This is a genomic window from Aliamphritea ceti (assembly GCF_024347215.1).
GTDB lineage: Bacteria > Pseudomonadota > Gammaproteobacteria > Pseudomonadales > Balneatricaceae > Amphritea > Amphritea ceti.
This window is the reverse complement of sequence record NZ_AP025282.1, coordinates 1882401-1905118: the sequence shown is the minus strand read 5'-3', so window position 1 is coordinate 1905118 and position 22718 is coordinate 1882401. Positions and strand designations below refer to the sequence as shown.

Below are 22718 nucleotides of genomic sequence, written 5' to 3'. Positions count from 1 at the left end.
GATAGCGTTACGGCCCTGTAAATTAATCTCTCAGGGCCGTACATCAAACGGGTTTGAGCAATTCCCTTACTTTTTTTGTGCTTTGTACGACAAAAGTAACGTGCTGAGGTCTAAACTACTTCAACCCGTACTAAAATTACTTCATAATCTGATTCAATAAAGATATATGAACTAATCACAGGACTTGATAATGAGTGACACAAAGGCAACCGATCGCAAAGTACACAGCATTTCACAGGTACATTGCAGCACCTGTAGCCTGAGCTCACTGTGTCTTCCTGTTTCCCTGAACCTGACTGAAATGGATCGCCTCGATAATATTATCGAGAAGAGCCGTCCGTTGAAGAAAGGTGAACATCTGTTCCATCAGGGAGATTCATTTTCATCTATCTATGCCATTCGCGCAGGCAGTATCAAAAGCTATAGCCTTACGAACCAGGGCGAAGAACAAATCACTGGCTTTTACTTCCCGGGTGAACTGGTTGGCTTCAGTGGTTTTGACGAAAACGAATATCCAATTTCAGCCAAAGTACTGGAAACCACTACCGTATGTGAGATTCCTTTCCCACGGCTGGACGAACTGTCAGGACAGCTTCCTGAGCTGCGCCGTCAGGTATTGCGTACACTGAGTAAAGAAGTACGTGAAGATCAGCAAATGATGCTGCTACTCAGTAAGAAAAATGCTGAGCAGCGTATTGCTACCTTCCTGTTCAAACTTTCTTCCCGCTATAAAGCACGTGGTTACTCTGCCACTCAGTTCCGTTTATCCATGTCACGGAATGAAATCGGTAACTTCCTGGGTCTGGCAGTAGAAACCGTCAGCCGTATCTTCACCCGTTTCCAGAAAAATGGCCTGATTACCGTTGAAGGTAAGGAAATTGAACTGATTCAACTGGAAGAAATCCAGCTGCTGTCAGGCGACTGTGTGGCTGAAGAAGACAGTGACGCTCGCATCAATACTAATCAGATGGACTAGCCTTCCGGACAGGAAAGCGCCAGAATATACCTACATACTGTAAATTTTCAGAATTACACCCTGTTGTAAGGATTCTTCATGTCTTTTGATGAATGTTATATAAAGTCGGTAATGCGTACGATTCCGGACTGGCCGGAAGAAGGCATTATGTTTCGCGATATCACGCCACTATTTAAAGACCCTAAAGCGTTACGCATGATCAGCGACGCTTTCATCCAGCGTTATATTGATTCAGATATTACCCACATCGCCAGCATCGACGCCCGCGGCTTTCTGATCGGATCAATCATGGCCTATCAGTTGAATATCCCACTGGTGCTGGTCCGTAAGAAAGGCAAATTGCCGGGTGCAACTATTTCTCAGGAATACAAACTGGAATACGGCAGTGCCACCGTCGAAATGCAGGCCGACGCCGTCACTAAAGGCGATAATGTACTTATCTTTGATGATCTGATTGCCACCGGCGGAACAGTACTGGCCGCCAGCACTATTATTAAAGAGCTGGGCGCCAGCGTTGCTGAAGTTGCAACCCTGATCAATCTGCCTGACTTACAAGGCTCACGTAAAATTCAGGAAGCCGGCATTCCGGTTTTCAGCCTTATGTCTTACGAAGGTTTATAAACCCAGTTTACCTGGCTACATTTGCCTACCTACTACAGCCCTGTACTAACAGGGCTGTTTTATTTCTGCACCAAAATACTAAACAACTCTTAAAAAACAATAAGTTAGATAAGCCCATCCCAGTATACTCACCATTCTGCTGAGAAACGTAGCAAACTGTCACAAAAATCGCTTACAATCGATCAACGTCGTTGGCGCACCTATGAAGAATTACTGCTTATATTTAGCAATTCAGAGCGCCTGAATCAGCCATGCGAGAGACTACTGCATGGACAAAACAGCCTTGAGTTAATAATAAAAATGAAACTGAGACTGCTACCGTTTATCACCTTATTGGTGAGTGTATTTATCAGCCATTTAAGCTGGGCTCAACCTGCCCAGAAACTGGCACTATCGCCTATCAGCCAACCTGATGATGCACGATCATCAGAAGATGCGCTGCCTGAACTGATCAATTTGCAGCAAGACGCGCAGATTGCCGGCAACCGCTTTGCCCTCATTCTGGTCAGCCAGCCAAACTGTCAGTACTGTGAATTAATCACTCGCGAAATTCTGATGCCGATGCAGCTCAGCGGCAAATATGATAAGAAGCTACTGTTCCGAAAGCTGACCATTTTTGATGACAGCAACACCATTATCGACTTCAACGGCAACCGGGTAGACGCCACTGTATTTGCTAACCGATACAACTCAGCATTTACCCCCACCCTGTTGTTTGTTGACCCTAATGACGGTAAGGTGCTGACCGACAAAATGGTTGGTATCAACACCATCGACCTGTATGGATTCTATGTAGACCGTGCCGTTAATAAAGCACGCAAAGCATTACGCTATAAGCTGCTAGCATCCAAATAAATCCGGCAAGCCATCTGCCGGTATTGTCAGACTTCATCAGCCTCCTTTGTCTCATCTCAGGCAAAGGGGGCTTTTTATCGATTTACAGTTTCAGGGATCAAGGCACGCTATGTGGTTTAAAAACGCAATTTTCTATCGGTTCTCTCAATCTTTCGATCACACTGCAGAAGCACTGGAAGCTAAGCTGGAAGACAAAGCCTTCACTCCATGTGGCAGCCAGGAACTGAGCCGTTTTGGCTGGGTTAGCCCAAGCAACGGCATGTCAGACATGCTGGTGCATTCCGGCCAGGGCTTTATGTTGATTGCGGCACAGAAAGAAGAAAAAATGCTGCCATCATCAGTAATCAAGCAGAAGCTGGAAGCTAAAGTTAAAATCATCGAGCACGAACAGGCACGTAAAGTTTACCGCAAAGAACGTGACCAGCTTAAAGATGAAATCGTCATTGATCTTCTACCCCGTGCTTTCAGCAAGTACCAGACAACTCATGCGCTGATAGCGCCTCAGCATGGCTTACTCATTGTTGACGCCAGCAGCCATAAACGCGCAGAAGAACTGCTTAGTCACCTGCGTACCGAACTGGGATCACTGCCAGTCGTACTGCCCGACGTTAACCATTCACCATCCGCTATTATGTCTCAGTGGCTGGAAAGCGCAGATACCCGTCCACATGACTTTGTTATTATGGATGAATGTGAACTACGGGATACCAGTGTTGAAAACGGCGTAATCCGTTGTAAAGGTCAGGACCTTGAGAGCGATGAAATTCGCCAGCACCTGGAAGCCGGCAAGCGCATCTCCAAGCTGGCTGTCGACTGGCAGGAAAGTCTTAACTTCATCATTCAGGACGACCTGTGCCTGAAGCGCCTGAAGCTTTCTGACTCCCTGAAAGAGAAGCTTGACCAGGACAGCCCGGACGAAGCTATGGAACGTTTTGATGCAGAATTCGTTTCTATGTCACTGGAACTGACCCGCCTGATTCCAATGTTACTGGAAGCATTTGGTGGCGAAGCCGTACGTCCATAGAATTTGCTCTTCGTGCAGATCCGCTTGCGGATCTGCAGCATCTGCCCTCACCAATAAAGTACCTGTCACACCCGGCTTAACTTAACTGTCATTTACTGTTCATTTCTCTGTCACTCACCACTTTAACAATGCATATATTGAATCTCAGAGTGAGACGATTATATGTTTCAGCGCCTGCAGCTATTAGATACCCAACTCTACCTCCGCATCTATAACTGCTATGAACTACCACATATGGCAGTATTCAGCCGCTGGATATCCCGGCTGGGTGACGGCATAGCTTACCTGTTATTCGGCTTAATACTCTTCTGGTTAGAACCTGTCGACGGCAGCGAGTTTTTTCAGGCCAGCCTGCTCACCTTCAGTATTGAAGTTCCGCTTTATCTGCTCCTTAAACAGCTGATCAAACGCAACCGTCCCTGTGATCACCTCAACGGCGTGACGCCAGCTATTAAACCGGCAGACCAGTTTAGCTTTCCTTCAGGGCACGCCGCTGCAGCTTTCGCATTTGCCAGCATGCTGAGCCTTTATTATCCAAGCTTGTCTGAAACAGCCTTAATAATCGCAGGACTGATCGGCCTGTCCCGGGTATTGCTCGGTGTACATTATCCAACCGACATTCTCGCCGGCGCAGTATTAGGCACAGGCAGTGCTGCTCTGGGCTACAACCTCTACTTTGTTCTATAAAGAATATGCGGAGACAGGATAAAAAGTATGAAAATACTCTATGGCGTTCAGGCAACCGGTAATGGCCATATAACCCGTGCCCGGGTACTGGCACCCAAACTGGCGCAACAAGGCATAGTAGTGGATTATCTGTTCACTGGCAGGCCTGCCAATAAGCTATTCGATATGGAGCCCTTCGGTAATTATCAGGTAAGACGTGGACTGACCTTCATCGTCGAACAGGGGCAGGTAAACAAGCTCAAAACCTGCTTTAACAACAGCCTGACTGAGCTTTTTCGTGACATCCGACAGCTGGATCTCAGCCAGTATGATCTGATAATCAGTGACTTTGAACCGATAAGTGCCTGGGCCGCCTGGCTGCAGGGAAAAACCTGTATAGGTATCGCCCACCAATATGCTTTTAATTACGACTTACCGGGCCCGAATATAAAATACGCTATGCTTCCGGGAACCCGCCTGTTTGCGCCTGCCAGTGTACCAATAGGCTTACACTGGAATCATTTCAACGCACCTATTCTGCCACCAATGATCAACAGTCAACCGGTAAATAAAAACCTTGAAGCAGATAAAATTCTTGTTTATCTGCCGTTTGAATCACTGGACCAAATCATTAAATGGCTGGAACCGCTGAATAACTATCGCTTCTTTGTATACTGCGATATCAAGCAAACTAAGCAAATCGGCCATATTAAACTGTGTCCATTCTCAAGAGAGGATTTTCCGGCGGACATGCAAAGCAGCGCTGGCGTGATCGCGAACAGCGGCTTTGGTCTGGCAAGTGAAGTATTACAGTCAGGAAAGAAACTATTAACCAAGCCGCTTACCGGCCAGCCAGAACAACGTTCAAATGCTGCAGTGCTCGAGCACTTGCAGCTGGCAGACTGTTTCGAAGATTTAACGGTTGAAGGCTTTCAGGCATGGCTGTCGAAACCGGCGCCACAGGCAATTAAATATCCCGATGTGGCGACGGCACTGGCAGAATGGATTGCCGGTAATTGCCAGACGCCCGTTGAGTCATTATGTAAGCAGCTATGGTCTGAAATGGAACAGACGGACCTGTAACTCAGCCAACGGCCGCAATCTGCGTGTTAAGCCAGCAACGGGCTGTTTCAGCATCACTGAATACCCGAAAAGAATCTCCTGCGGAGGTATACACATTTTCCAGATGCTGAGTAACCAGGCCTGGCACTGAACACTCACCTAATACCAACGCGGTAGCGAGGCGACCTTTATGCCGGTCTTCTCTAACAACATCAATCAACCGGGCTTCAGCATCCGGCACCAAAATAGAATCACCTTCAACTAGAACCAACGCACCCCAGGGGGCACCATATAACGCCCGCAAATCATCGCCAATAGAATCAACACTCAGATCTATTGATTCAATATTCCACGGGCCCCGACCTTCAATGGTCAGGATTCTGCCTTCAACACTTAAACGGATGGTTCCGTGTACCCTATGCATATCGCTTATCCCTGTCCTGCTCTGTCCAGTTCCACCAGCTATATACCGGAGGAATCATCTTTATTATTAATGATTCCTCCGTACCTTGCCTGAACAAAGATCAACAATTGGGTCAGTTAAGTAGTTAACCAAGAGCTGCTTCGGCCAGCAGTTTAGCTGCAGGATAATCAGTTTTACCGCTACCTAAAATCGGTAACTCATCCACCGTAAATATCTTCGCAGGTAACATCAGCGGCTGTAATCCGGCATCAACCAGATAGCTACGCATCTGATCAGGTGCCATATCTGTCACCGCTTCAGTTAGTAAGACAACCTTCTCGCCTTTCTTCTCGTCCGGTAAATTCACCGCCACCAACCGCAAGTCATCATGCAGACCATCTCGCTGAATAAGCGTACGAATCTCAGCTTCAACAGCCCCCAGACTAACCATCTCGCCACCCAGCTTGGCAAAGCGCGAATACCGGTCAACGATTGTCAGGAAACCGTCTTCATCAACCCGGCCTTTATCTCCACTCTTGTACCAACGTAAACCATCCATTTCGACGACCACATCAGCAGTCTTCTCCGGATTATCCAGATACCCCTGCATAATCTGTGTGCCACCAATCAGAATAAGCCCTTCATCACCGGTTGGTAATTCATCCAGACTCACCGGATCAACGATACGGAAAGTAGAACCCGGCAATGCCAGACCTACAGTACCGGCACGGGTACCCTCCTGAACAAACCAACCTTCAGTAGATAAATGATCAGGTAAATTCACACCGGCAACCGGGGTTGTTTCCGTACAGCCATAACCTTCTACAATCGGCACCTTAAAGCGTTGTTCAAAGTCCTGCTGAATTTTTGGATCTAAGCGTTCAGCACCGGCTACAGCAATACGCAGACTGCTGAACATCAGGGGATGCAAACGCTTATTACGCATATACAAACGCAGGAAAGTAGAGGTTGCGCACATCATGGTTGCCTTGTAACGGGCAACGCCTTTACCAATGTTCTGTGCATCGGTCGGATCCGGATGACACACCACCGGAATACCTTCCATCAGCGGCATGAAGCAGGTCACTGTTAAACCAAACGCATGGAATAACGGCAGTGTCGCCATGATGCAATCGTCATCCCGAACGTTCAGTACATCTGCAATTTGTTTAAGGTTAGCCAGAATATTACGGTGACTCAGCATTACACCTTTCGGGGCGCCTTCACTGCCGGAAGAGAACAAAATAGCTGCCGTATCATGCAAGTGACTGTGACGACCATACCAGCGGCTCAGAATACCACTGGGCATAGCACTAACCATCAGCATTGTCAGCAAGCCTTCTGCTTTAGATACACCCGCCTTAACATCTTCCATGTAAATTACATTTTTACCAGCTAACAGTGGCGCTGTATCAATTCCCCGTGCGTTCAACTTAGTGATGAACTTATGCGCAGTGAGAATAGTCTTTACCTCAGCCTGCTCCATAGCAGATAACAGCGCTTGCTGGGAGGCAGTGAAGTTAAGATTGACCAGTGTTTTACCGGCAAACAGTGCCGCCATATTAGCAATCGCACCGGCACTGGACGTAGGCATCAGAATTGCTAAGCGCTGTCCTTCAGCACTGCTCAGACGGCGGCTAAAAATAGTACAGGCAGTTAACAGACGACGGTAGCTCAGTGGCTCACCCTGTACATCTGCAATCGCCATATCCGACATGCTCTGCTTTGCTGTCCGGATAAAACTTTGCGGTAACGCTTCAAAGCCATTGGTATGCTCATCCCATGCATGGATAGACAGTTCAGCTACTTTCTTCTTCACAGTAATAGCAGTACTTTCAATCGGCAGCGGCTTACCGTAAGCAACAATAACATCGCGCTTCATGCCAGTACTTCGCAGGCTCTTCATTTTATCGGTAGAGCGTGAAAAACGGCTTCCCCACAAACCACGCAGATAGAACGGCAGAATCACGCCCTGAGCATCTTCACAGGCTTTTTCGAAGCCGCGCTTAAACTCACCGATCTGACCTGTATGGCTAATCGCACCTTCCGGGAACAGACATACCACCTGGCCGTCATTCAAAAGGTCACGTACTTTGTTCAGCGCGGTACGGTTACTGCCCGCAGAAATTGGCACTACTTTGTACAGCGACATGAACCACTTCAGATACCAGCGCTCATAAATCGCCTTTTCCATCACAAAATGTATATGACGCGGGCAGGCCATCTGGATCATCGCCCAGTCCAGCCAACTAATATGGTTACCCAGCATCAGTACACCTGTGCCGGAACGTGGCAGGTTTTCAAAACCTAATACTTTCAGGTTGTACTTACGACGCATCAGGATTGCGGCAATAACCCGAATCAGTGCTTCCGGCAAAGTACATATCGCAAACACCGCTCCACCTAAAGCAAGAACAACCAGCAGCCACATCAGCCAGATAGCATCCAGGCTGAAGTATGCAAACATAGCCGTCAGCGCTAAAAAGCTAAGCATCATCAAATTCTGAATGAAGTTATTACCCGCCAGTACTTTACCGGTATCTTCAGCACTGGCATGGAACTGTACTAAGGCATTCAGAGGTACATTCAGTAACGAGCCGCTTACACCGATCAGAAAGAAAGCAGCCGCCTGAGCCGTCATAGAATCCAGCTGCGGTAGGAAAAACAGTCCAAGAGTAACGCCAGCTGCGCCCAACGGGATCAAACCGGTATTAATGTAATGACTGGATAAACGCCCTGCCAGCATTGCACCTACCATGATGCCAATACCGGACATTGCCATTGTGCCCTGAATAATAAAGGTATTAGTTTGTCCTAAACGGTCTTCGGCAAAAGCTGGAAATACCGCCAGCATCATCTGACAAATCGACCAGAAAATACCAATCCCGATTATTGAAAGCCAAATTGTACGGCTACGATAAATCAGGCCCAGATTACTCATCAGCGTCTTACCGGTACGGTATGCAGACCAGTCAAATTTGGTTTCCTGATCAAGCGGTCGGGTAGCTGGTAAACGTAACGCCAGTACTAGCTCAATCAGGGAACCGGCCACCAGCAACCAGCCCAGCGGCGCTATAGAAGTAAGACTTAACTCAGGAGTAATTAGTAATAATTCAGCTACCCTGGTTTCATATAACAGTGAGAACACAACTATGCCGGAAAGAATCGCCACCATAGTCACGGCCTGAACCCAACCGTTACCCTCGCTGATATTGTCGACGCCCACCAGCTCTTTGATATAGCCATATTTAGATGGCGAGTAAAATGCACTCTGAAGAGCCAGCACGAACGTCAAACCAAAGGCGGCCATAAACCAACCCTGGTAATAACTGAGCGTGATCAGCAAGGTAATTGCCACAGCAGCCAGCGCAGAAAACTTCATGACCTTATGTTTAGGATACTTGTCAGACACGAAGCCTGATGGCGTAAAGAGCATGATAAAAGGCAGCAAGATCAAACCATTGATCACCGCCGTCAGAATAATCTGAATATCACCGTCGTAGCTCTTGAACAGGGTATTCTGAATAATAATCTTATGGCCAAGATCAACAAACGCATTTATGAATGCCACGCTGATAAACGCCAGAAAGCCACGAATGCTAAGTAACGCTTTCATACCATATTCTCCTGTTGCCAACCGCTCAGATAACGGCCAATCACTTCATTTAACATTTGCTGTTCCAGTGCCGGCTGATTAAGAAAAAGTTTGTCCAGAGACGCCAGTACAGCAATGCCGTGTACCGCCGCCCAAAGTGTTCGCGCAGAGCGCTGCAAGCTTTCCGCATTCGCTTGCGGAAACTGTTGCGCCAGTGCCGCTTCCAGATACTCAAACATGCCGGAGATTTTCCCCTGCAAAGCATCAGGAATATCGCTGGCCTGACTCTTATGCTCAAACAGCAAATGCCAGCGATGTGGCCACTTATGGGCAAACTCCAGATAAGCCCGGCCATATCCAAGAATAATCTCACGGGGTTCTCCTTCCGGAATAGCACTCAGCTCCCCCTGAAATTGCGCCAGAGTCCGGGCATTCAGTTGCCAGCACAGATCATCAAGATTATTAAAAAGCTGATACAGGCTACCTACTGAATAACCAATGGCAGCAGCAACTTTACGGGTACTGAGAGCAGTAACACCCTGCTCATCCAGTAATACCTGTGCAGCTGCCAACGCCATCTCATGCAGCTCTTCACGGGTATGATCATTACGTCGGGCCATAATTAAATTCCTGACTCTTATTAAACACTGTTCAATTAACTTGTGAGGAGTTTAGTAAACACTGTTTAATTAGGCAAGAAAGAATTTATGAAAACTAATAAACAGGCAAAAAAAATGCCGCTAATAGCGGCATTTTTAAAATACAGACGAATCAGATACGGGTCAGATATACACCACACTCAAGGTGATGGGTATAAGGGAACTGATCAAAAATGGCGAACCGTTCGATACGGTGCGTTTTAGTCAGTTCGCGAAGGTTATCAACCAGCGTATCCGGATTACAGGAAACATAAACAATGTTGTCATACGCTGTAACCTGCTTAACAGTTTCATCGTCCAGGCCACTGCGCGGCGGGTCTACCAGCACTGTACTGAAATTAAAACTGTTCAGATCGATATTCTTTTCCTTCAAACGACGAAATTCCCGCACACCCTGCAACGCCTGAGAAAACTCTTCGCTGGACATACGCAGCACCTGAACATTATCGATCTTATTCACGTCGATATTATACTCAGCCGCCCGCACAGATACTTTAGCAATTTCTGTCGCAACCACCGAACGGAAGTTTTGCGCCAGCGCCAAAGTAAAGTTGCCGTTACCACAGTACAGTTCTACCAGGTCACCGCCGGCATCCTTAGTAATGTCTACAGCCCATTCCAGCATATGCTGACAGACACCGGCATTCGGCTGCGTAAAACTGTTTTCTACCTGTTTGTATAGCAACTCACGGTCATTCACCTGCATCTTTTCAACAGCGAAGTCATCACCCAGCACCAGCTTGGTTTTGCGGCTCCGGCCAATCAGGTTAATGTTAAATTTCTCACGTAAGAACGCCGCTTCTTCCAGCCAACTTTCATCTAAAGCTTTGTGGTACAGCATACTGACCACCAGCTCACCGCTAAGCGTACTGAGGAAATCTACCTGAAACAGACGCCGGCGCAGCAGTTCATTCGAACGAATTGAATCCAGCAGTTCAAACATCACCGCCTGAATACGTTCAGACACCATAGGACAACTGGTCAGCTGCTGATGCTCACGTTTGCTACCCGGCGTAAACATCACGTAGTAAAGGTCATCACCTTCATGCCAAACACGAAACTCTGCCCGCTGGCGGTATGCGGTACGCTCCGATTCGAACACCTCAATATCAGGCAGCGTAAACTCAGCAAATTGCTGCACAATCTGCGCCTGCTTTTCGCTTAACTGAGCGTCGTAAATAGAAGGATCGACATTTGGCAGCGCCATGATTACCTCGGAGACCGGAAGAACAAATAGATATAAAAGAGGCGCGCATTCTACCAGCAGATCAGGCCAGTGACTATTAGCTAAGACACTCGCTAGCACATCAACTCATGAAAGGATTAATCACCGCAGTTATGAACAATCCTTAAGTATCCTCTGCCTGTAAAACCTGCCGCCCGCGCAATTCCCTGAGAAAAAGCCCCACATTACATATTTCACTCTAAATCAGGCTGCAATAACCCGGCTTTAAAGGTAAAATTGCCGGCTTATTTGCCAACTTTGAATCAGTTGAGAGCCATGACCGAAAAACAACGCAAAATTCTTGTGACCAGCGCTTTGCCTTACGCGAACGGTCCGATCCACCTTGGCCATCTGGTGGAATATATTCAAACCGATATCTGGGCGCGTTTTCAGAACCAGCGCGGCAACAACTGTACTTACGTTTGCGCCGACGATGCTCACGGCACACCTATCATGCTCAAGGCAGATCAGATGGGTATCAGCCCACAGCAACTGATTGATCAGGTGAGTGAAGAACATCAGCGTGATTTCGCCGGTTTCATGGTTGGCTTCGACAATTACTACTCCACGCATTCAGAAGAAAACAAAGCGTTCTCTTCTCTGGTGTACACCCGTCTGCGTGATGCCGGCCACATTGCCCAAAAAACGATTACCCAGGCGTATGACCCTGAAAAAGAAATGTTCCTGCCGGACCGTTTCGTGAAGGGTGACTGCCCGAAATGTAACGAACCGGACCAGTACGGCGATAACTGTGAAAAATGTGGTGCGACTTACAGCCCTGTAGAGATGAAGAATGCGTATTCTGCCGTCTCCGGTGCGAAGCCAATCGAGAAAGAATCTGAACACTACTTCTTCAAGTTGGGTGATTTTGAAAGTTTTCTGCGTGACTGGGTAAACAACGATGACCATGTTCAGGAACACATGATTCACAAGTTGAATGAATGGTTCGAATCCGGCTTGCAGAACTGGGATATCTCCCGTGATGCACCTTACTGGGGTTTCGAAATTCCAGACGCACCAGGCAAATACTTTTACGTTTGGCTGGATGCTCCTATTGGCTACATGGCCAGCTTCAAAAACTGGGCTGACAAAAACGGCGTAGATTTTGACGAATACTGGAAAGCCGATTCAGATGCTGAGCTGTACCACTTCATCGGTAAAGACATCGCTTACTTCCATACCCTGTTCTGGCCTGCCATGCTGGAAGGCGCAGGTTTCCGTAAGCCTACCGGCGTATTCTGCCACGGCTTCCTGACAGTCAACGGTCAGAAGATGTCCAAGTCACGCGGCACCTTCATCATGGCAGAGACTTACCTGAAGCACCTGCGTCCTGAATACCTGCGTTACTACTTTGCAGCCAAGCTTGGCTCCGGCATCGACGATATCGATCTGAGCATGGACGATTTCCGTATGCGCGTAAATGCCGATCTGGTTAACAAAGTGATTAACATCGCTTCCCGTTGTGCTGGCTTCATCAAGAAGAAGTTTGATGGTGAGCTGGGCAGTCAGTTAGTTGAAGCTGAGCTATACAACACTGCAGTAGCAGCCGGTGACACAATCGCTGCCGCCTATGAAGCCCGTGAATACGGCAAAGCAATGCGTGAAATTATGGCCTTGGCTGATAAAGCCAACCAATACATCGACGCAGCGGAACCATGGGTACTGGCTAAACAGGAAGGTAAAGAACAGGAAGTGCAGGACTGCTGCACTATGGGTATTAACCTGTTCCGCGCCATCATCACTTACCTGGCACCGGTATTACCGCAGGTAGCTGAAGAAGCAGCCAAATTCATGAACCTTGATTCTCTGGCATGGGATAGCGTTAAAACACCATTGCTGGATCATAAGATCAATAAGTTCAAGCCGCTGATGCAGCGTGTTGAAGAAGATCAGGTAAATGCCATGCTGGAAGACAGCAAGCAAACTCTGGCAGCAGCTGCAGCTGCTCAGCCGGCTGCTGTTAAAGCAGAAAAAACACCGCTGGCAGAAACACCTATTGCTGACGAGATCACTTTTGACGAATTCGCTAAAGTAGACCTTCGCGTCGCACTGATCGCCAAGGCAGAACACGTTAAGGGGGCTGACAAGTTGCTGCAGCTGACACTGGATCTGGGCGGCGAAACCCGCAACGTCTTTGCCGGCATCAAGTCTGCATACGCGCCGGAAGAACTGGAAGGTAAGCTGACAGTCATGGTGGCTAACTTAGCACCGCGCAAAATGAAGTTCGGTATGTCTGAAGGCATGGTACTGGCAGCAGGCCCGGGCGGTAAGGATCTGTGGATTCTTGAACCGCACGAAGGCGCTCAGCCAGGCATGCGGATTATGTAATCCACGTCTGAATAGATAACACTGATAAGGGCATCTCTTACGGGAGTTGCCCTTTTTTGTCTCTGGAGATGAATCATAATGGCTCAGGAAATAGAACGTAAATTTCTGATCGATCTGGATACCCTCGGCACACTGCCAGCCGGTACCCGCATCGTACAGGGATACATTCCTACTCAGGGCAAAACAGCGGTACGCATTCGCCTTAAAGGTGAACTGGCATTTCTGACCATTAAAGGCGCAAACCAGGGTGCCGTTCGCAGCGAATTCGAATACCCCATTCCGGTTGAAGATGCCGATGCAATGCTGGCAGAACTCTGTAATGGCCAGCTGGTGGATAAAATTCGCTACCTGATTGAGCATGCAGGTCATACCTGGGAAGTGGATATATTCAGCGGTAACAATCAGGGCTTAGTAGTTGCCGAAGTTGAACTGGACAGCGAAAACGAAACTGTCACTTTACCAGACTGGGTACGAGAGGAAGTAACCGGCGAATCCCGTTATTACAACTCCAGCCTGATCGATAACCCCTACTCTAACTGGTAAGTGGCTATGAGCAATCAACACCCTTTCGAAACCCTCACACCCAGCTTCATCATGGATGCGGTAGAAAGTCTCGGCTACCTCTGTGACGGCCGAAACCTGGCGCTTAACAGCTACGAAAACCGGGTTTACCAGGTAGGTATCGAAGAAGAGTTACCTGTTATCGTTAAGTTTTATCGCCCGGAACGCTGGAGCCGCGAGCAGATACTCGAAGAACACAGCTACAGCTATGAACTGGTCGATCATGAACTGCCTGTGGTTGCGCCAACCCGCAACGACAACGGCGAAAGCCTGTTCGAATACGGCCCATTCATGATGTCCGTGTTCGAACGTAAAGGCGGACGCGGCCCGGAACTGGACGATCTGGACAACCTGTTTACCATGGGACGCCTGCTTGGCCGTATGCACTTAATCGGTGCCAGCAAGCCCTATCAGCATCGTCCTTCGATTAACCCGCAAACCTTCGGTCACGATAGCGTTGAACTGATCAGTAATCACTTCATTCCCAAAGAATTGAAACTGGCTTACGACAGCCTCACCGCTGACCTGCTGCCACTGATCGACAAAGCGTTTGCCAATGCCGGCGACATCACCCATATCCGGGTACACGGTGACTGCCACGGCGGTAACCTGCTCTGGCGGGACGAAGCACCACACTTTGTCGACTTCGATGACTCCCGTATGGCCCCCGCCATTCAGGACATCTGGATGCTGTTATCCGGCGACATCGACAGACAGCGCCGTCAGATTTCTGAAATCGTAGATGGTTACAATGAATTCTACGATTTCAGACCACAGGAACTGGCGTTAATAGAACCACTACGCACCCTGCGAATGATGTATTACAGCGCCTGGCTGGCACGCCGCTGGGAAGACCCGGCATTTCCTCACAGCTTTCCTTGGTTCAATACTGTGCGGTACTGGAGTGATCATATTCTGGAATTAAGAGAACAGCTGGCAGCCCTGCAGGCACCGGCTATTGAACTGTTCTGAGAGACCTGCTCAGAAACAAAAGTTAAGAATTAAGAAAAAGAATTAAGAGATGAACAGGCCGGTAAAACAGATTCCAACACAACGGAAATCCACCGGTACTGAACATAAAACGTTTATGGCTAAACCTGTAACAGCCTCACCGCCTACAGGTAATAGCAAAAAAGGTAACACACCATGATCAACACCAAGATATACAAAGCCGTTTACAGCCTGTCTGAAGAACTCATGAAGGCTGCCAGTAAGGACGACAGAGAAACCTTCGACGCACTGTATGCAGAGCTAAAAGCGATATGTACCGATAACGAAGACACCGACAAAGACCACCCGGAACAGTGGGAAACCCTGGCAGACTTCACCGAAGAACTGGAAGACGCAATTGTCGGCTACGAGAAAGCCCTAAAAAAAGCCATTGCGATAAACTCCAAAGACCATATGTCATCCATCGCATTCTCTATGGCATCAATGCAGGTTGAGCTGGGCCAGACAGAAGCCGCTATTAAGAACCTTCAGGACGCTAAAATCAGCGCCAATAAGATTGAAGACAAAGACCTTAAAGCTGAAATAGATGATTTGCTTGAAGATCTGTTAGCCGAACAGGGCTAATACCTCTCACATTTCCAGCCCAACAGAGAAGGTGAACGACTTTCTCTGTACTCCTTTTCCTACACGCTTCCGCTACTCCCTACCTCTTTAGTAACTGCCTTTGACCCGTATCAGGGTTTCATTCGTTAGGCCGTTACACTCATTCAACTTGTGGCAAACTGCTTAGATAAACTTTTCAGATAAACTGAACAACGAAGCAGAGTTAGAGTACCCATGAATACCGCAAATAACACCGATTCGAAGATCTGTGACAACTGCAAAACCCCCGTACATATTGATGACAAGATGTGCCCTAAATGCACACACCCCATTCGCAGTACTCAAGCTACAGCAAAATGGAAAGGCATCAGCTTTCCTGTGTTCTTTGTCGGTCTGTTGATTTTTTGTGTAGCAATGATGATCTTACTGCCAAGATAAAAGCCGCTAATTACTACAGCTAATAAACAGTCTTCGAAACAAGCATTATTCATTAGCACTCTATCGCACTGCTCAACCTCTGCGCATAAAGCTGGTAACTAGCTTGCCATCCCGCATCAAACGGGCCTCACTGCGACCACCCTCTTCTGCTGCTTCAGTAACAATAAGCTCAAAACGTATTTTATCAACACTGGCATTACCACACTGCACATCGACCGCGCCCTCAGACTTCGCCTGCCATAAACACCGGAAGCTCTCGCTGCTTTCTTGCCCTGAATATGCTTTATTCGGATGTAGCCTGCCTGTGCCATCAAACTCCAGCTCAAGCGCGCTGTAAATCGCGTCAGTACCAGATTGTTGCTCACTGACCCAATAACCAGAACTGGGATGCGCACCGCAACCGGCAAGCAGAAAAAGGCATGCTGCCGCTATAGAAGAAATGCCAGCTAATCGAAATATTTTACTCATACTCTGTACCTATCGGGTTAACCTACCACTGCTAAACATCATTACTTATCATGTTGCTTTTCTGGCCGCTCTCTAACCTTCCTTACTCCTCTCATTTTCCTTATTCCACTAAAACACTGCCTTTCATCTTGGGGTGCGGGCCACACTCATAATTAAAGGTGCCTGCGTCAGGAAATGTGCGCTGGTAAGTTTCACCGGGGAAAAAGATATCAGGCTCTTCACTGTCTAAATCTTTGAACCAGACGTTGTGATACTGACGCTTTTCCCGGTTAGTCCAGATGACAGTATCACCCGCATTAATAGTGATCTGCTGGGGGGAATATTCGAACTTCAAGATATCAACACGCACAGTCGCGGCTAAGGCTGACTGAATGTTGAACATGAGTGTAAACAGGACAAGGAATAATCTTTTCATAGAGATGATTATTCACTTACAGAGATGCTATGCCTTGACTAAAAACAAGAAAGGCACTCAATTTTGAGTGCCCTGCAGAGTTACCTAGTGTGGAGCAGGCAAGAAGAAAGACCTGATCCAGTTATTGCAGTGTATTAACGAATACTCAGTACTAAAACTCAGGATGGAACCCTCTACGGATAAATGCTTCTCTTGGCTTGTGAACAACAATAGCTCTTTCAGAAAGTTTACGCGCCTCAAACTCTATTCCAAAAAACTCCAAACTAATCATTCCGGTCGTTCCGTTGACGATAAAGTTTATAACATGACCTCGTCTTACAAGACCGGTACTGGTTAAATCCATATTATCCCAATCAATTATTTCCCCTGTCACACCGGTATAAGGAGGTTCATAACCACCATCAGTTTTATCCATTTCTCTTATATCTAAATATAGAGCAATTGAAAATATAACAGTTGCGGTTACGCCTATAACAAAAAAACACTTCAATATAACAGACACTCATCAACTCCTTTAAGCCAAATATTTTTGCCACACCACTTCAATTCAAAATTTAAAACTGCTTATTTTCTATAAAAAAACTTATTCCTGGCACCTACTTCAATCACCGAGACCTGATTACAGATGCTTATTATAGGTACCGAATTCATATACTAATTTCGACATAATAATTTTGTATGTATGCTGTGTTAAAACGAATATTTGATCAAATATAAATCCATTAAAACAGCATGTATCTTCATCCATATAAACGCTGGTTTTATTGCTTCAGGTAGCCCACAACCACATCGGGAAAGTCAGTAAACAAACCCTCTATTTTTACCTGTCTAAATAACATATCTAATAACGTAGAATTGCTGAACCCTTTTGGTAAAGCATCTACGCGAAGTGTATAAGGATGGATTGCTAAGCCTGCCTTTTTAGCCTTTGATGAAAGATCTGTAATTTGCTTGCTTTCTATATCTATCAAATGTGAAATAGACGGACCAATACCCTGAGCAACTTTAACTATTTCACTTAGTCCGGAAGGTGTTTGCAAATACGAATAGTCTGTATCAGATATCTCCCAGCTATTTTCTCCTATCAATTGAACCAGTTTAACCTTGGCACCTAAATCGTTACGTAACCGCTGTGTTTCTGAAAAATCAAAACACTGTATATAAACTGGCTTATCGGCATCATCAAGGTGATGCTTCCGTAATATATCCAGTACTATTTTACTGATATCTGCCCCCTGACTTTTGTGCCATGCCGGAGCTTTAATTTCTGGGTAAAAGCCAATATTTTCAGCCCGTTGACGATTTAACTCAGTTACTAACTCTATCTGATCTTCAAAAGTCGCAATAGAAAAATCAGCGTTACCCTGATATCGATTAGCAAAGACTTTGCTACCATTTTCACGAGTTCTTTCATGTACCTTTAAAGTTTTCAATTCGGCAAGAGTAAAGTCAAAGGTATAAAAACGCCCGTCTTGTCGCTTTCGTTCCGGGTATTTCAGCGCAACATCAGTAACCCTATCCAGATGAATATCATGTAATACCACAGGTACAAGGTCTTTACTTAACACCAGATCCTGCTCGATATAATCAGCTCCCTGGGCAATGGCTAAGGTTACGGCTTCCAAGGTATGTTCTGGCAGGTATCCTGATGCCCCTCTATGGGCTATGACTACAGGACTGGCGAACAAACTTTGGCTCAGTATCAAGCTGAGAATGAACGAGGCAATTCGGTAACAGAGCATGCTAATAACCTTATTTAACGCGACAGCTGTTCAAAGGCATTACGCCTGAAACAACGGCAACCTTGTACCGGCGAAGCCGCGGAGAAACTGTCCAGCCACACAGTAGCTGTGCTGCTTAAAATTGTTAGTATTTTACGATAGATAGATAGATAGATAGCGAATCCAATTATTGGAATTAGCAATACAGCTATACCTACAACTATTACATACTCAATTTTTGTTTCAGACTTAGGGTAGGCGCCGAGAGTGAATATTTTTAATGTGCCCACCCAATTCCCCAGCAAATACTATGGAAGAAGGTTTCCACTATAAACCATGTACAGAGTCGAACAAGACCACCCAAGAGTCCAACGGCTATATCCTCAACTGGCACAATCTATTCCTCCTTGGGAACACTAACGCCAAGCACAGCCCGCACGTAATTGCGCGGAAATTTGAGTAACAGATTTGACAGTCCCTTACTTCAGATTGTTAACTACCAATTTTGTAGCCTAATTCTATAGCTTTTTGAATTAACCTATCAATATTCCCGACACCCCATTGGCTACTTACAGCGATAGTAGAGTCGGATAACTTAATTAACTCTTCGGGCTTTATAAAATGACGCCATCTTGAAGTTTTAGCGAAAACTTCCTTTGCATCACACTGAGTCGAAAATACACCGCTAGAACCTTGTAAGCTCTTGTAAAAAGTACTCTCAAGCTCCGAATAGGTAACCTTTGGGTTCTCTTCTACAAACTTTTTTAATACAGCTAATACGAGGCGGCCTTTTCCATAGTTACCTCCATTGAATAAGTATTTTGTTGTATCTTTAACAGATAAATTATTTTTGAAAAACACGTCCGTAGTAACATACACACCGCCATTTTCTCCCTTGAACCTCTGAACTGATAGAGCAGCTACTGGAACACCACATTTGGTTGAGTAACCATTATTTATCTTATGTGCTAAATCAGGATGGATACTAGAGCCGACAAGAACACCAACCCATTTAGGTTCAGGAGATATATTTTTATCTAATATGTCTGGAAATTGCTCCAGTATCTGGTACTTTTCAATTAAATAATCTTCGAGTTGCGTTAGGTGTATTTCATTTAACTCGCCCATCTTTAGCTCAACAACACCAATGTATTCATTAGAGTAAGTAGCAAGAATATCTATTCGTCCATCAGTATCTTTGCTTGAACGTCCTTGCTTGAGAGTAAGCTCCTCTTGAACAATAGTAACATCCGAATAGTTCTCACGATCTAATGCCAGTATTCCTTCGTTTTCGACTAGATAAGATTCCATAGAAAGTTCCCTTTTAAATGGGAAACTCTCTAATTGTTCTTCGTTTGCAGTAAAATGTCTCAGTAATCTCATGATCTATCCTTAACAGCTAACGCCTCAATACCAAAACGCTTTAACGCGTCCGGCGCGAAGGAGCGAAGTTGATTGACTTGTTAAATTTTTTCACGATTTCGGCACTCTGCCTGCTTAGCCTGCTTTTCGCATATTTCACAATAAACTGTTCATTTACACAGAAACGATGACTGGAAAATACACAAGCCAATATCACTGTCGCCAGCGTATCGGCTTGTAAAAATTACTCTATTAAAAAGTCCCGAGACTGAACTGCATGCCCGCGCTGTCTACCATTAGATGTTGCTGACCGCTAATCTCTACCTCGTAGGCCAGTTCTGCCAGTTGGTAGAACACATTGCGGTTTAAGCGTGCTTCCATACCGTAGCGCACCATAATGTAGGGCGAAGGTTCTTCCGTTTCGGGGTCGGTTTCAACCCGTATAAGATGATCCACACCTGCGGTGATTTCGTCTTCTGTGCTGGTAATAAAGGTTAGCACCTGCAGGCCATCAACCTCTTCCACCTTCATTTCTGTGACAAACAGCGGTACGTCTTCCACCTGAATGCGGACTTTTTCGACCGGTGTTACCAGAAAGTATTCGTCAGCTTCATGCCACAGAATACTGGCAAACATAGTCACCATTGCCGGGCGTTTGATTTGCCCGCCTTCATGCCACCAGGTGCCGTCGGCACGGATCTGCATATCAATGTCGCCACTGAAATCCGGTTTCCATAAATGCACTGGAGGTAGCGATCGGGTTTTCTGATGTTCTTTAAGCTGCCCGGCTACTTCTGCCAGGTCTAACGTCTTCTTAGACACGGGATATTTCCTAAAACAAGCTTACTCACAGAGCAGGCATATTAAGTTTTCGCCAAGTTACATTAACGAGATTCACTTTTAATCAAAATAATTTCAAGTATTTTACCAATTACATGAATTACGTTCATTGTTACACTGTCTCGCAGTTAAAGCTTGTACCTAAAAGCCTCTAACTAACAACTCGTACTTCTATAAAGCATAGCGGAAACAATCATGTTCGAATCATCTCTTAAGACCAAGTTTAGCGATCCAGGCCGTGGAGTTTACTTCATCGGCACCACGCCACCTAAGCGTACGGTTGCTATGATGGAGATGCAGACCATTGCTGCTAAGCTGGTACAGCGTCTGGAAAACATCGAGTACGACGGCCTGGTGGTATATGACATTCAGGACGAGACCTCCCGTAATCCGGAACCAAGGCCTTTTCCCTTCTGCCGTACCCATGACTCCCGTGATTACTCAGCCCTGCTACGCACTACATCAGGCCTGCCAGTAATCACTTATAAAAGTGCCGCTGAAGAAAACCGCCTGGAGTTTGATCAGTGGCTGGATACAGCCTGGAGCCCAAATGGCGTTCGCGATTTGGTATTAGTTGGTAGCCCGGCAACTAGCCAGGGTACAAATTTTCCGTTGCCGGCGGCTTACCATGCGCTACAGCAGCACCCGCTGGACTTTCACCTGGGCGGTGTGGCCATTGCAGAGCGACACGCCAGCAAAGCTAATGAGCACTTACGTTTGATTGAAAAGACTCAGCAGGGTTGTGAGTATTTCATCACTCAGGCGGTCTATAACCCGGAAGCGACCATTCAGCTGTGTAAGGATTATGCCGCTGAGTGCCGCCGTCAGAAGTTACAGCCGAAGCGACTGATTCTGACCTTCAGCCCGTGCGGCAGCGAGAAGACTTTGGACTTTATGCAGTGGTTGGGTATTTCTGTACCGCAGAACACCCGTGAACAGATTATTGAGGCGAATAACCCACTGGCTGAATCGATTCGCGTATGCCGCAATAACCTGCAGCAGATTATCGATGCCTGTGTTGAGTTAGGAATTCCTTTAGGGCTTAACATTGAAAGCCTGACTAACCGTAAGGAAGAGATCGACGGCACTATTCGTTTGTTCAAACTGCTTAAGGCAACGCTGGAACTGAATCTGGCAGAACAGCATTTACAGGACTTCGATACGCCACCGCTGGCTAATATTGCCTGAGACATTTACAAGGCATAGCATCAGAGCAAAGCTCTAGATAAAACAGCTTGTAAAAGCTCTCAACAAAAAAGCCCTGCATTTGCAGGGCTTTTTGTTTATTCCAATTCCAAAACCGGTTTCTACAAACCCTGCTCTATAAGCTGACTTTTAATACGAGCTCTAAAAGCGGACTTTCAAAACGGGATCGAAAACGGACTGTTAATAAGAAACTGAAACTCAGCCCCAAAACTGATAAACACCGTTCAGCAGGAACACGCCAACACAGGCAAGAAATACCAGCATGAACCTCAGCATCAGGCAGGTAGTACAAATACGTTTACTCTTCTTCATCGCATCTTTCTTCCTGTTAGTTCTTTAGGTTCAGCCACCGGCCAGTTTTACTGTATAGCCTTGCTTTTCTAATGCCAGTTTCAGCGTATCCCGGTGGTCACCCTGAATTTCGATGATGCCGTCTTTAACCGAACCGCCGGTGCCGCATTGCTGTTTTAACTTTTTCGCCAGTTGCTTGAGTGCTTTCTCGGCCAGCGGTACGCCGGTCACAGTAGTCACGCCTTTGCCTTTACGGCCTGCAGTTTCACGGCGGATACGTACCACACCGTCTAACTGTTCCAGGCGTTGTTCTTCTGCCAGCGAGTTACAGGCACATTCATCCACGGCTTGCTGACATCCCGGACACATCTGCCCTTTCTCAGTCGAAAATACCAAGCCACTTAACTGATCACGCATGGACACTGTTCAATACTCCAGAATTTATAAA

Annotated in this window: 22 protein-coding genes; 11 read left to right on the top strand and 11 right to left on the bottom strand. The window is 46.5% G+C overall.

The features are described 5' to 3' along the window. Positions 1-190: 190 nt before the first annotated feature. The 6 genes from fnr (at position 191) to OCU49_RS08685 (ending at position 5225) form a co-directional block, all read left to right on the top strand. Positions 191-976, top strand: coding sequence for a fumarate/nitrate reduction transcriptional regulator Fnr (gene fnr, locus OCU49_RS08710; RefSeq protein WP_261844590.1), 786 nt, complete (start codon positions 191-193; stop codon positions 974-976). 78 nt (positions 977-1054) lie between these two features. Then, complete coding sequence (locus OCU49_RS08705) at positions 1055-1597, top strand: adenine phosphoribosyltransferase (RefSeq protein ID WP_261844589.1); 543 nt, start codon at positions 1055-1057, stop codon at positions 1595-1597. 300 nt (positions 1598-1897) lie between these two features. Further along, on the top strand, positions 1898-2452 hold the full coding sequence (locus OCU49_RS08700) for a thioredoxin family protein (protein WP_261844588.1): 555 nt from the start codon (positions 1898-1900) through the stop codon (positions 2450-2452). 109 nt (positions 2453-2561) lie between these two features. Beyond that, on the top strand, positions 2562-3476 hold the full coding sequence (gene rdgC, locus OCU49_RS08695; protein WP_261844587.1) for a recombination-associated protein RdgC: 915 nt from the start codon (positions 2562-2564) through the stop codon (positions 3474-3476). A gap of 162 nt (positions 3477-3638) precedes the next feature. Further along, a complete protein-coding gene (locus OCU49_RS08690; protein WP_261844586.1) occupies positions 3639-4163 on the top strand; it encodes a phosphatase PAP2 family protein in 525 nt (174 codons plus the stop codon). Between the two features lie 27 nt (positions 4164-4190). Beyond that, positions 4191-5225, top strand: coding sequence for an MJ1255/VC2487 family glycosyltransferase (locus OCU49_RS08685; RefSeq protein ID WP_261844585.1), 1035 nt, complete (start codon positions 4191-4193; stop codon positions 5223-5225). A 1-nt stretch (position 5226) separates the two neighbouring features. On the opposite strand, the gene OCU49_RS08680 is transcribed toward OCU49_RS08685, so the two are convergent. The 4 genes from OCU49_RS08680 to trmA form a co-directional block, all read right to left on the bottom strand. Then, on the bottom strand, positions 5227-5628 hold the full coding sequence (locus OCU49_RS08680) for a hypothetical protein (RefSeq protein ID WP_261844584.1): 402 nt from the start codon (positions 5626-5628) through the stop codon (positions 5227-5229). Positions 5629-5752: 124 nt separating this feature from the next. Next, entirely contained in the window at positions 5753-9223 is a 3471-nt protein-coding gene (locus OCU49_RS08675) for an acyl-[ACP]--phospholipid O-acyltransferase (protein ID WP_261844583.1), read from the bottom strand. Next, entirely contained in the window at positions 9220-9822 is a 603-nt protein-coding gene (locus tag OCU49_RS08670) for a TetR/AcrR family transcriptional regulator (protein ID WP_261844582.1), read from the bottom strand. Before OCU49_RS08670 ends, OCU49_RS08675 begins: the two co-directional genes overlap by 4 nt. 151 nt (positions 9823-9973) lie before the next feature. Further along, positions 9974-11068 carry a tRNA (uridine(54)-C5)-methyltransferase TrmA gene (trmA, locus tag OCU49_RS08665; RefSeq protein WP_261844581.1) on the bottom strand — a complete coding sequence of 365 codons (1095 nt, stop codon included), beginning with the start codon at positions 11066-11068 and terminating at the stop codon, positions 9974-9976. 294 nt (positions 11069-11362) lie between these two features. Between trmA and metG the strand changes: the two genes are divergently transcribed. The 4 genes from metG (at position 11363) to OCU49_RS08645 (ending at position 15550) form a co-directional block, all read left to right on the top strand. Then, complete coding sequence (metG, locus tag OCU49_RS08660) at positions 11363-13414, top strand: methionine--tRNA ligase (protein WP_261844580.1); 2052 nt, start codon at positions 11363-11365, stop codon at positions 13412-13414. 78 nt (positions 13415-13492) lie between these two features. Continuing rightward, positions 13493-13957 (top strand): CYTH domain-containing protein, encoded by a 465-nt coding sequence (locus OCU49_RS08655; protein WP_261844579.1) that lies wholly within the window; start codon positions 13493-13495, stop codon positions 13955-13957. 6 nt (positions 13958-13963) lie between these two features. Further along, complete coding sequence (locus OCU49_RS08650) at positions 13964-14947, top strand: SrkA family protein kinase (RefSeq protein WP_261844578.1); 984 nt, start codon at positions 13964-13966, stop codon at positions 14945-14947. A 174-nt stretch (positions 14948-15121) separates the two neighbouring features. Then, positions 15122-15550 carry a tetratricopeptide repeat protein gene (locus OCU49_RS08645; RefSeq protein WP_261844577.1) on the top strand — a complete coding sequence of 143 codons (429 nt, stop codon included), beginning with the start codon at positions 15122-15124 and terminating at the stop codon, positions 15548-15550. Between the two features lie 489 nt (positions 15551-16039). On the opposite strand, the gene OCU49_RS08640 is transcribed toward OCU49_RS08645, so the two are convergent. The 6 genes from OCU49_RS08640 to OCU49_RS08615 all read right to left on the bottom strand — a co-directional run bounded on the left by OCU49_RS08640 (position 16040) and on the right by OCU49_RS08615 (position 20755). After that, positions 16040-16435 (bottom strand): putative periplasmic lipoprotein, encoded by a 396-nt coding sequence (locus OCU49_RS08640; RefSeq protein WP_261844576.1) that lies wholly within the window; start codon positions 16433-16435, stop codon positions 16040-16042. 100 nt (positions 16436-16535) lie between these two features. Next, positions 16536-16850, bottom strand: a complete 315-nt coding sequence (locus OCU49_RS08635; protein WP_261844575.1) for a cupredoxin domain-containing protein — start codon at positions 16848-16850, stop codon at positions 16536-16538. Positions 16851-17001: 151 nt separating this feature from the next. Then, the gene (locus tag OCU49_RS08630; protein ID WP_261844574.1) at positions 17002-17352 is read right to left on the bottom strand and encodes a hypothetical protein; all 351 of its coding nucleotides are present in this window, start codon (positions 17350-17352) and stop codon (positions 17002-17004) included. Positions 17353-17611: 259 nt separating this feature from the next. Then, positions 17612-18592, bottom strand: a complete 981-nt coding sequence (gene glpQ, locus OCU49_RS08625) for a glycerophosphodiester phosphodiesterase (protein WP_261844573.1) — start codon at positions 18590-18592, stop codon at positions 17612-17614. Positions 18593-19063: 471 nt separating this feature from the next. Continuing rightward, positions 19064-19954, bottom strand: a complete 891-nt coding sequence (locus OCU49_RS08620) for a hypothetical protein (RefSeq protein WP_261844572.1) — start codon at positions 19952-19954, stop codon at positions 19064-19066. Between the two features lie 231 nt (positions 19955-20185). Beyond that, entirely contained in the window at positions 20186-20755 is a 570-nt protein-coding gene (locus OCU49_RS08615) for a DUF1285 domain-containing protein (protein WP_261844571.1), read from the bottom strand. Between the two features lie 213 nt (positions 20756-20968). On the opposite strand from OCU49_RS08615, the gene OCU49_RS08610 reads away from it, so the two are divergent. Then, on the top strand, positions 20969-21961 hold the full coding sequence (locus OCU49_RS08610; RefSeq protein WP_261844570.1) for a methylenetetrahydrofolate reductase: 993 nt from the start codon (positions 20969-20971) through the stop codon (positions 21959-21961). A 360-nt stretch (positions 21962-22321) separates the two neighbouring features. Here OCU49_RS08610 and OCU49_RS08605 read toward each other — a convergent pair whose 3' ends face one another. After that, entirely contained in the window at positions 22322-22687 is a 366-nt protein-coding gene (locus OCU49_RS08605; RefSeq protein ID WP_261845214.1) for a translation initiation factor Sui1, read from the bottom strand. Positions 22688-22718: the final 31 nt, after the last annotated feature.

Coding starts and splice junctions, on each gene's coding strand:
- fnr (WP_261844590.1), top strand. CDS start 191: ATGAGTGACACAAAGGCAACCGATCGCAAAGTACACAGCATTTCACAG.
- OCU49_RS08705 (WP_261844589.1), top strand. CDS start 1,055: ATGTCTTTTGATGAATGTTATATAAAGTCGGTAATGCGTACGATTCCG.
- OCU49_RS08700 (WP_261844588.1), top strand. CDS start 1,898: ATGAAACTGAGACTGCTACCGTTTATCACCTTATTGGTGAGTGTATTT.
- rdgC (WP_261844587.1), top strand. CDS start 2,562: ATGTGGTTTAAAAACGCAATTTTCTATCGGTTCTCTCAATCTTTCGAT.
- OCU49_RS08690 (WP_261844586.1), top strand. CDS start 3,639: ATGTTTCAGCGCCTGCAGCTATTAGATACCCAACTCTACCTCCGCATC.
- OCU49_RS08685 (WP_261844585.1), top strand. CDS start 4,191: ATGAAAATACTCTATGGCGTTCAGGCAACCGGTAATGGCCATATAACC.
- OCU49_RS08680 (WP_261844584.1), bottom strand. CDS start 5,628: ATGCATAGGGTACACGGAACCATCCGTTTAAGTGTTGAAGGCAGAATC.
- OCU49_RS08675 (WP_261844583.1), bottom strand. CDS start 9,223: ATGAAAGCGTTACTTAGCATTCGTGGCTTTCTGGCGTTTATCAGCGTG.
- OCU49_RS08670 (WP_261844582.1), bottom strand. CDS start 9,822: ATGGCCCGACGTAATGATCATACCCGTGAAGAGCTGCATGAGATGGCG.
- trmA (WP_261844581.1), bottom strand. CDS start 11,068: ATGGCGCTGCCAAATGTCGATCCTTCTATTTACGACGCTCAGTTAAGC.
- metG (WP_261844580.1), top strand. CDS start 11,363: ATGACCGAAAAACAACGCAAAATTCTTGTGACCAGCGCTTTGCCTTAC.
- OCU49_RS08655 (WP_261844579.1), top strand. CDS start 13,493: ATGGCTCAGGAAATAGAACGTAAATTTCTGATCGATCTGGATACCCTC.
- OCU49_RS08650 (WP_261844578.1), top strand. CDS start 13,964: ATGAGCAATCAACACCCTTTCGAAACCCTCACACCCAGCTTCATCATG.
- OCU49_RS08645 (WP_261844577.1), top strand. CDS start 15,122: ATGATCAACACCAAGATATACAAAGCCGTTTACAGCCTGTCTGAAGAA.
- OCU49_RS08640 (WP_261844576.1), bottom strand. CDS start 16,435: ATGAGTAAAATATTTCGATTAGCTGGCATTTCTTCTATAGCGGCAGCA.
- OCU49_RS08635 (WP_261844575.1), bottom strand. CDS start 16,850: ATGAAAAGATTATTCCTTGTCCTGTTTACACTCATGTTCAACATTCAG.
- glpQ (WP_261844573.1), bottom strand. CDS start 18,592: ATGCTCTGTTACCGAATTGCCTCGTTCATTCTCAGCTTGATACTGAGC.
- OCU49_RS08620 (WP_261844572.1), bottom strand. CDS start 19,954: ATGAGATTACTGAGACATTTTACTGCAAACGAAGAACAATTAGAGAGT.
- OCU49_RS08610 (WP_261844570.1), top strand. CDS start 20,969: ATGTTCGAATCATCTCTTAAGACCAAGTTTAGCGATCCAGGCCGTGGA.
- OCU49_RS08605 (WP_261845214.1), bottom strand. CDS start 22,687: ATGCGTGATCAGTTAAGTGGCTTGGTATTTTCGACTGAGAAAGGGCAG.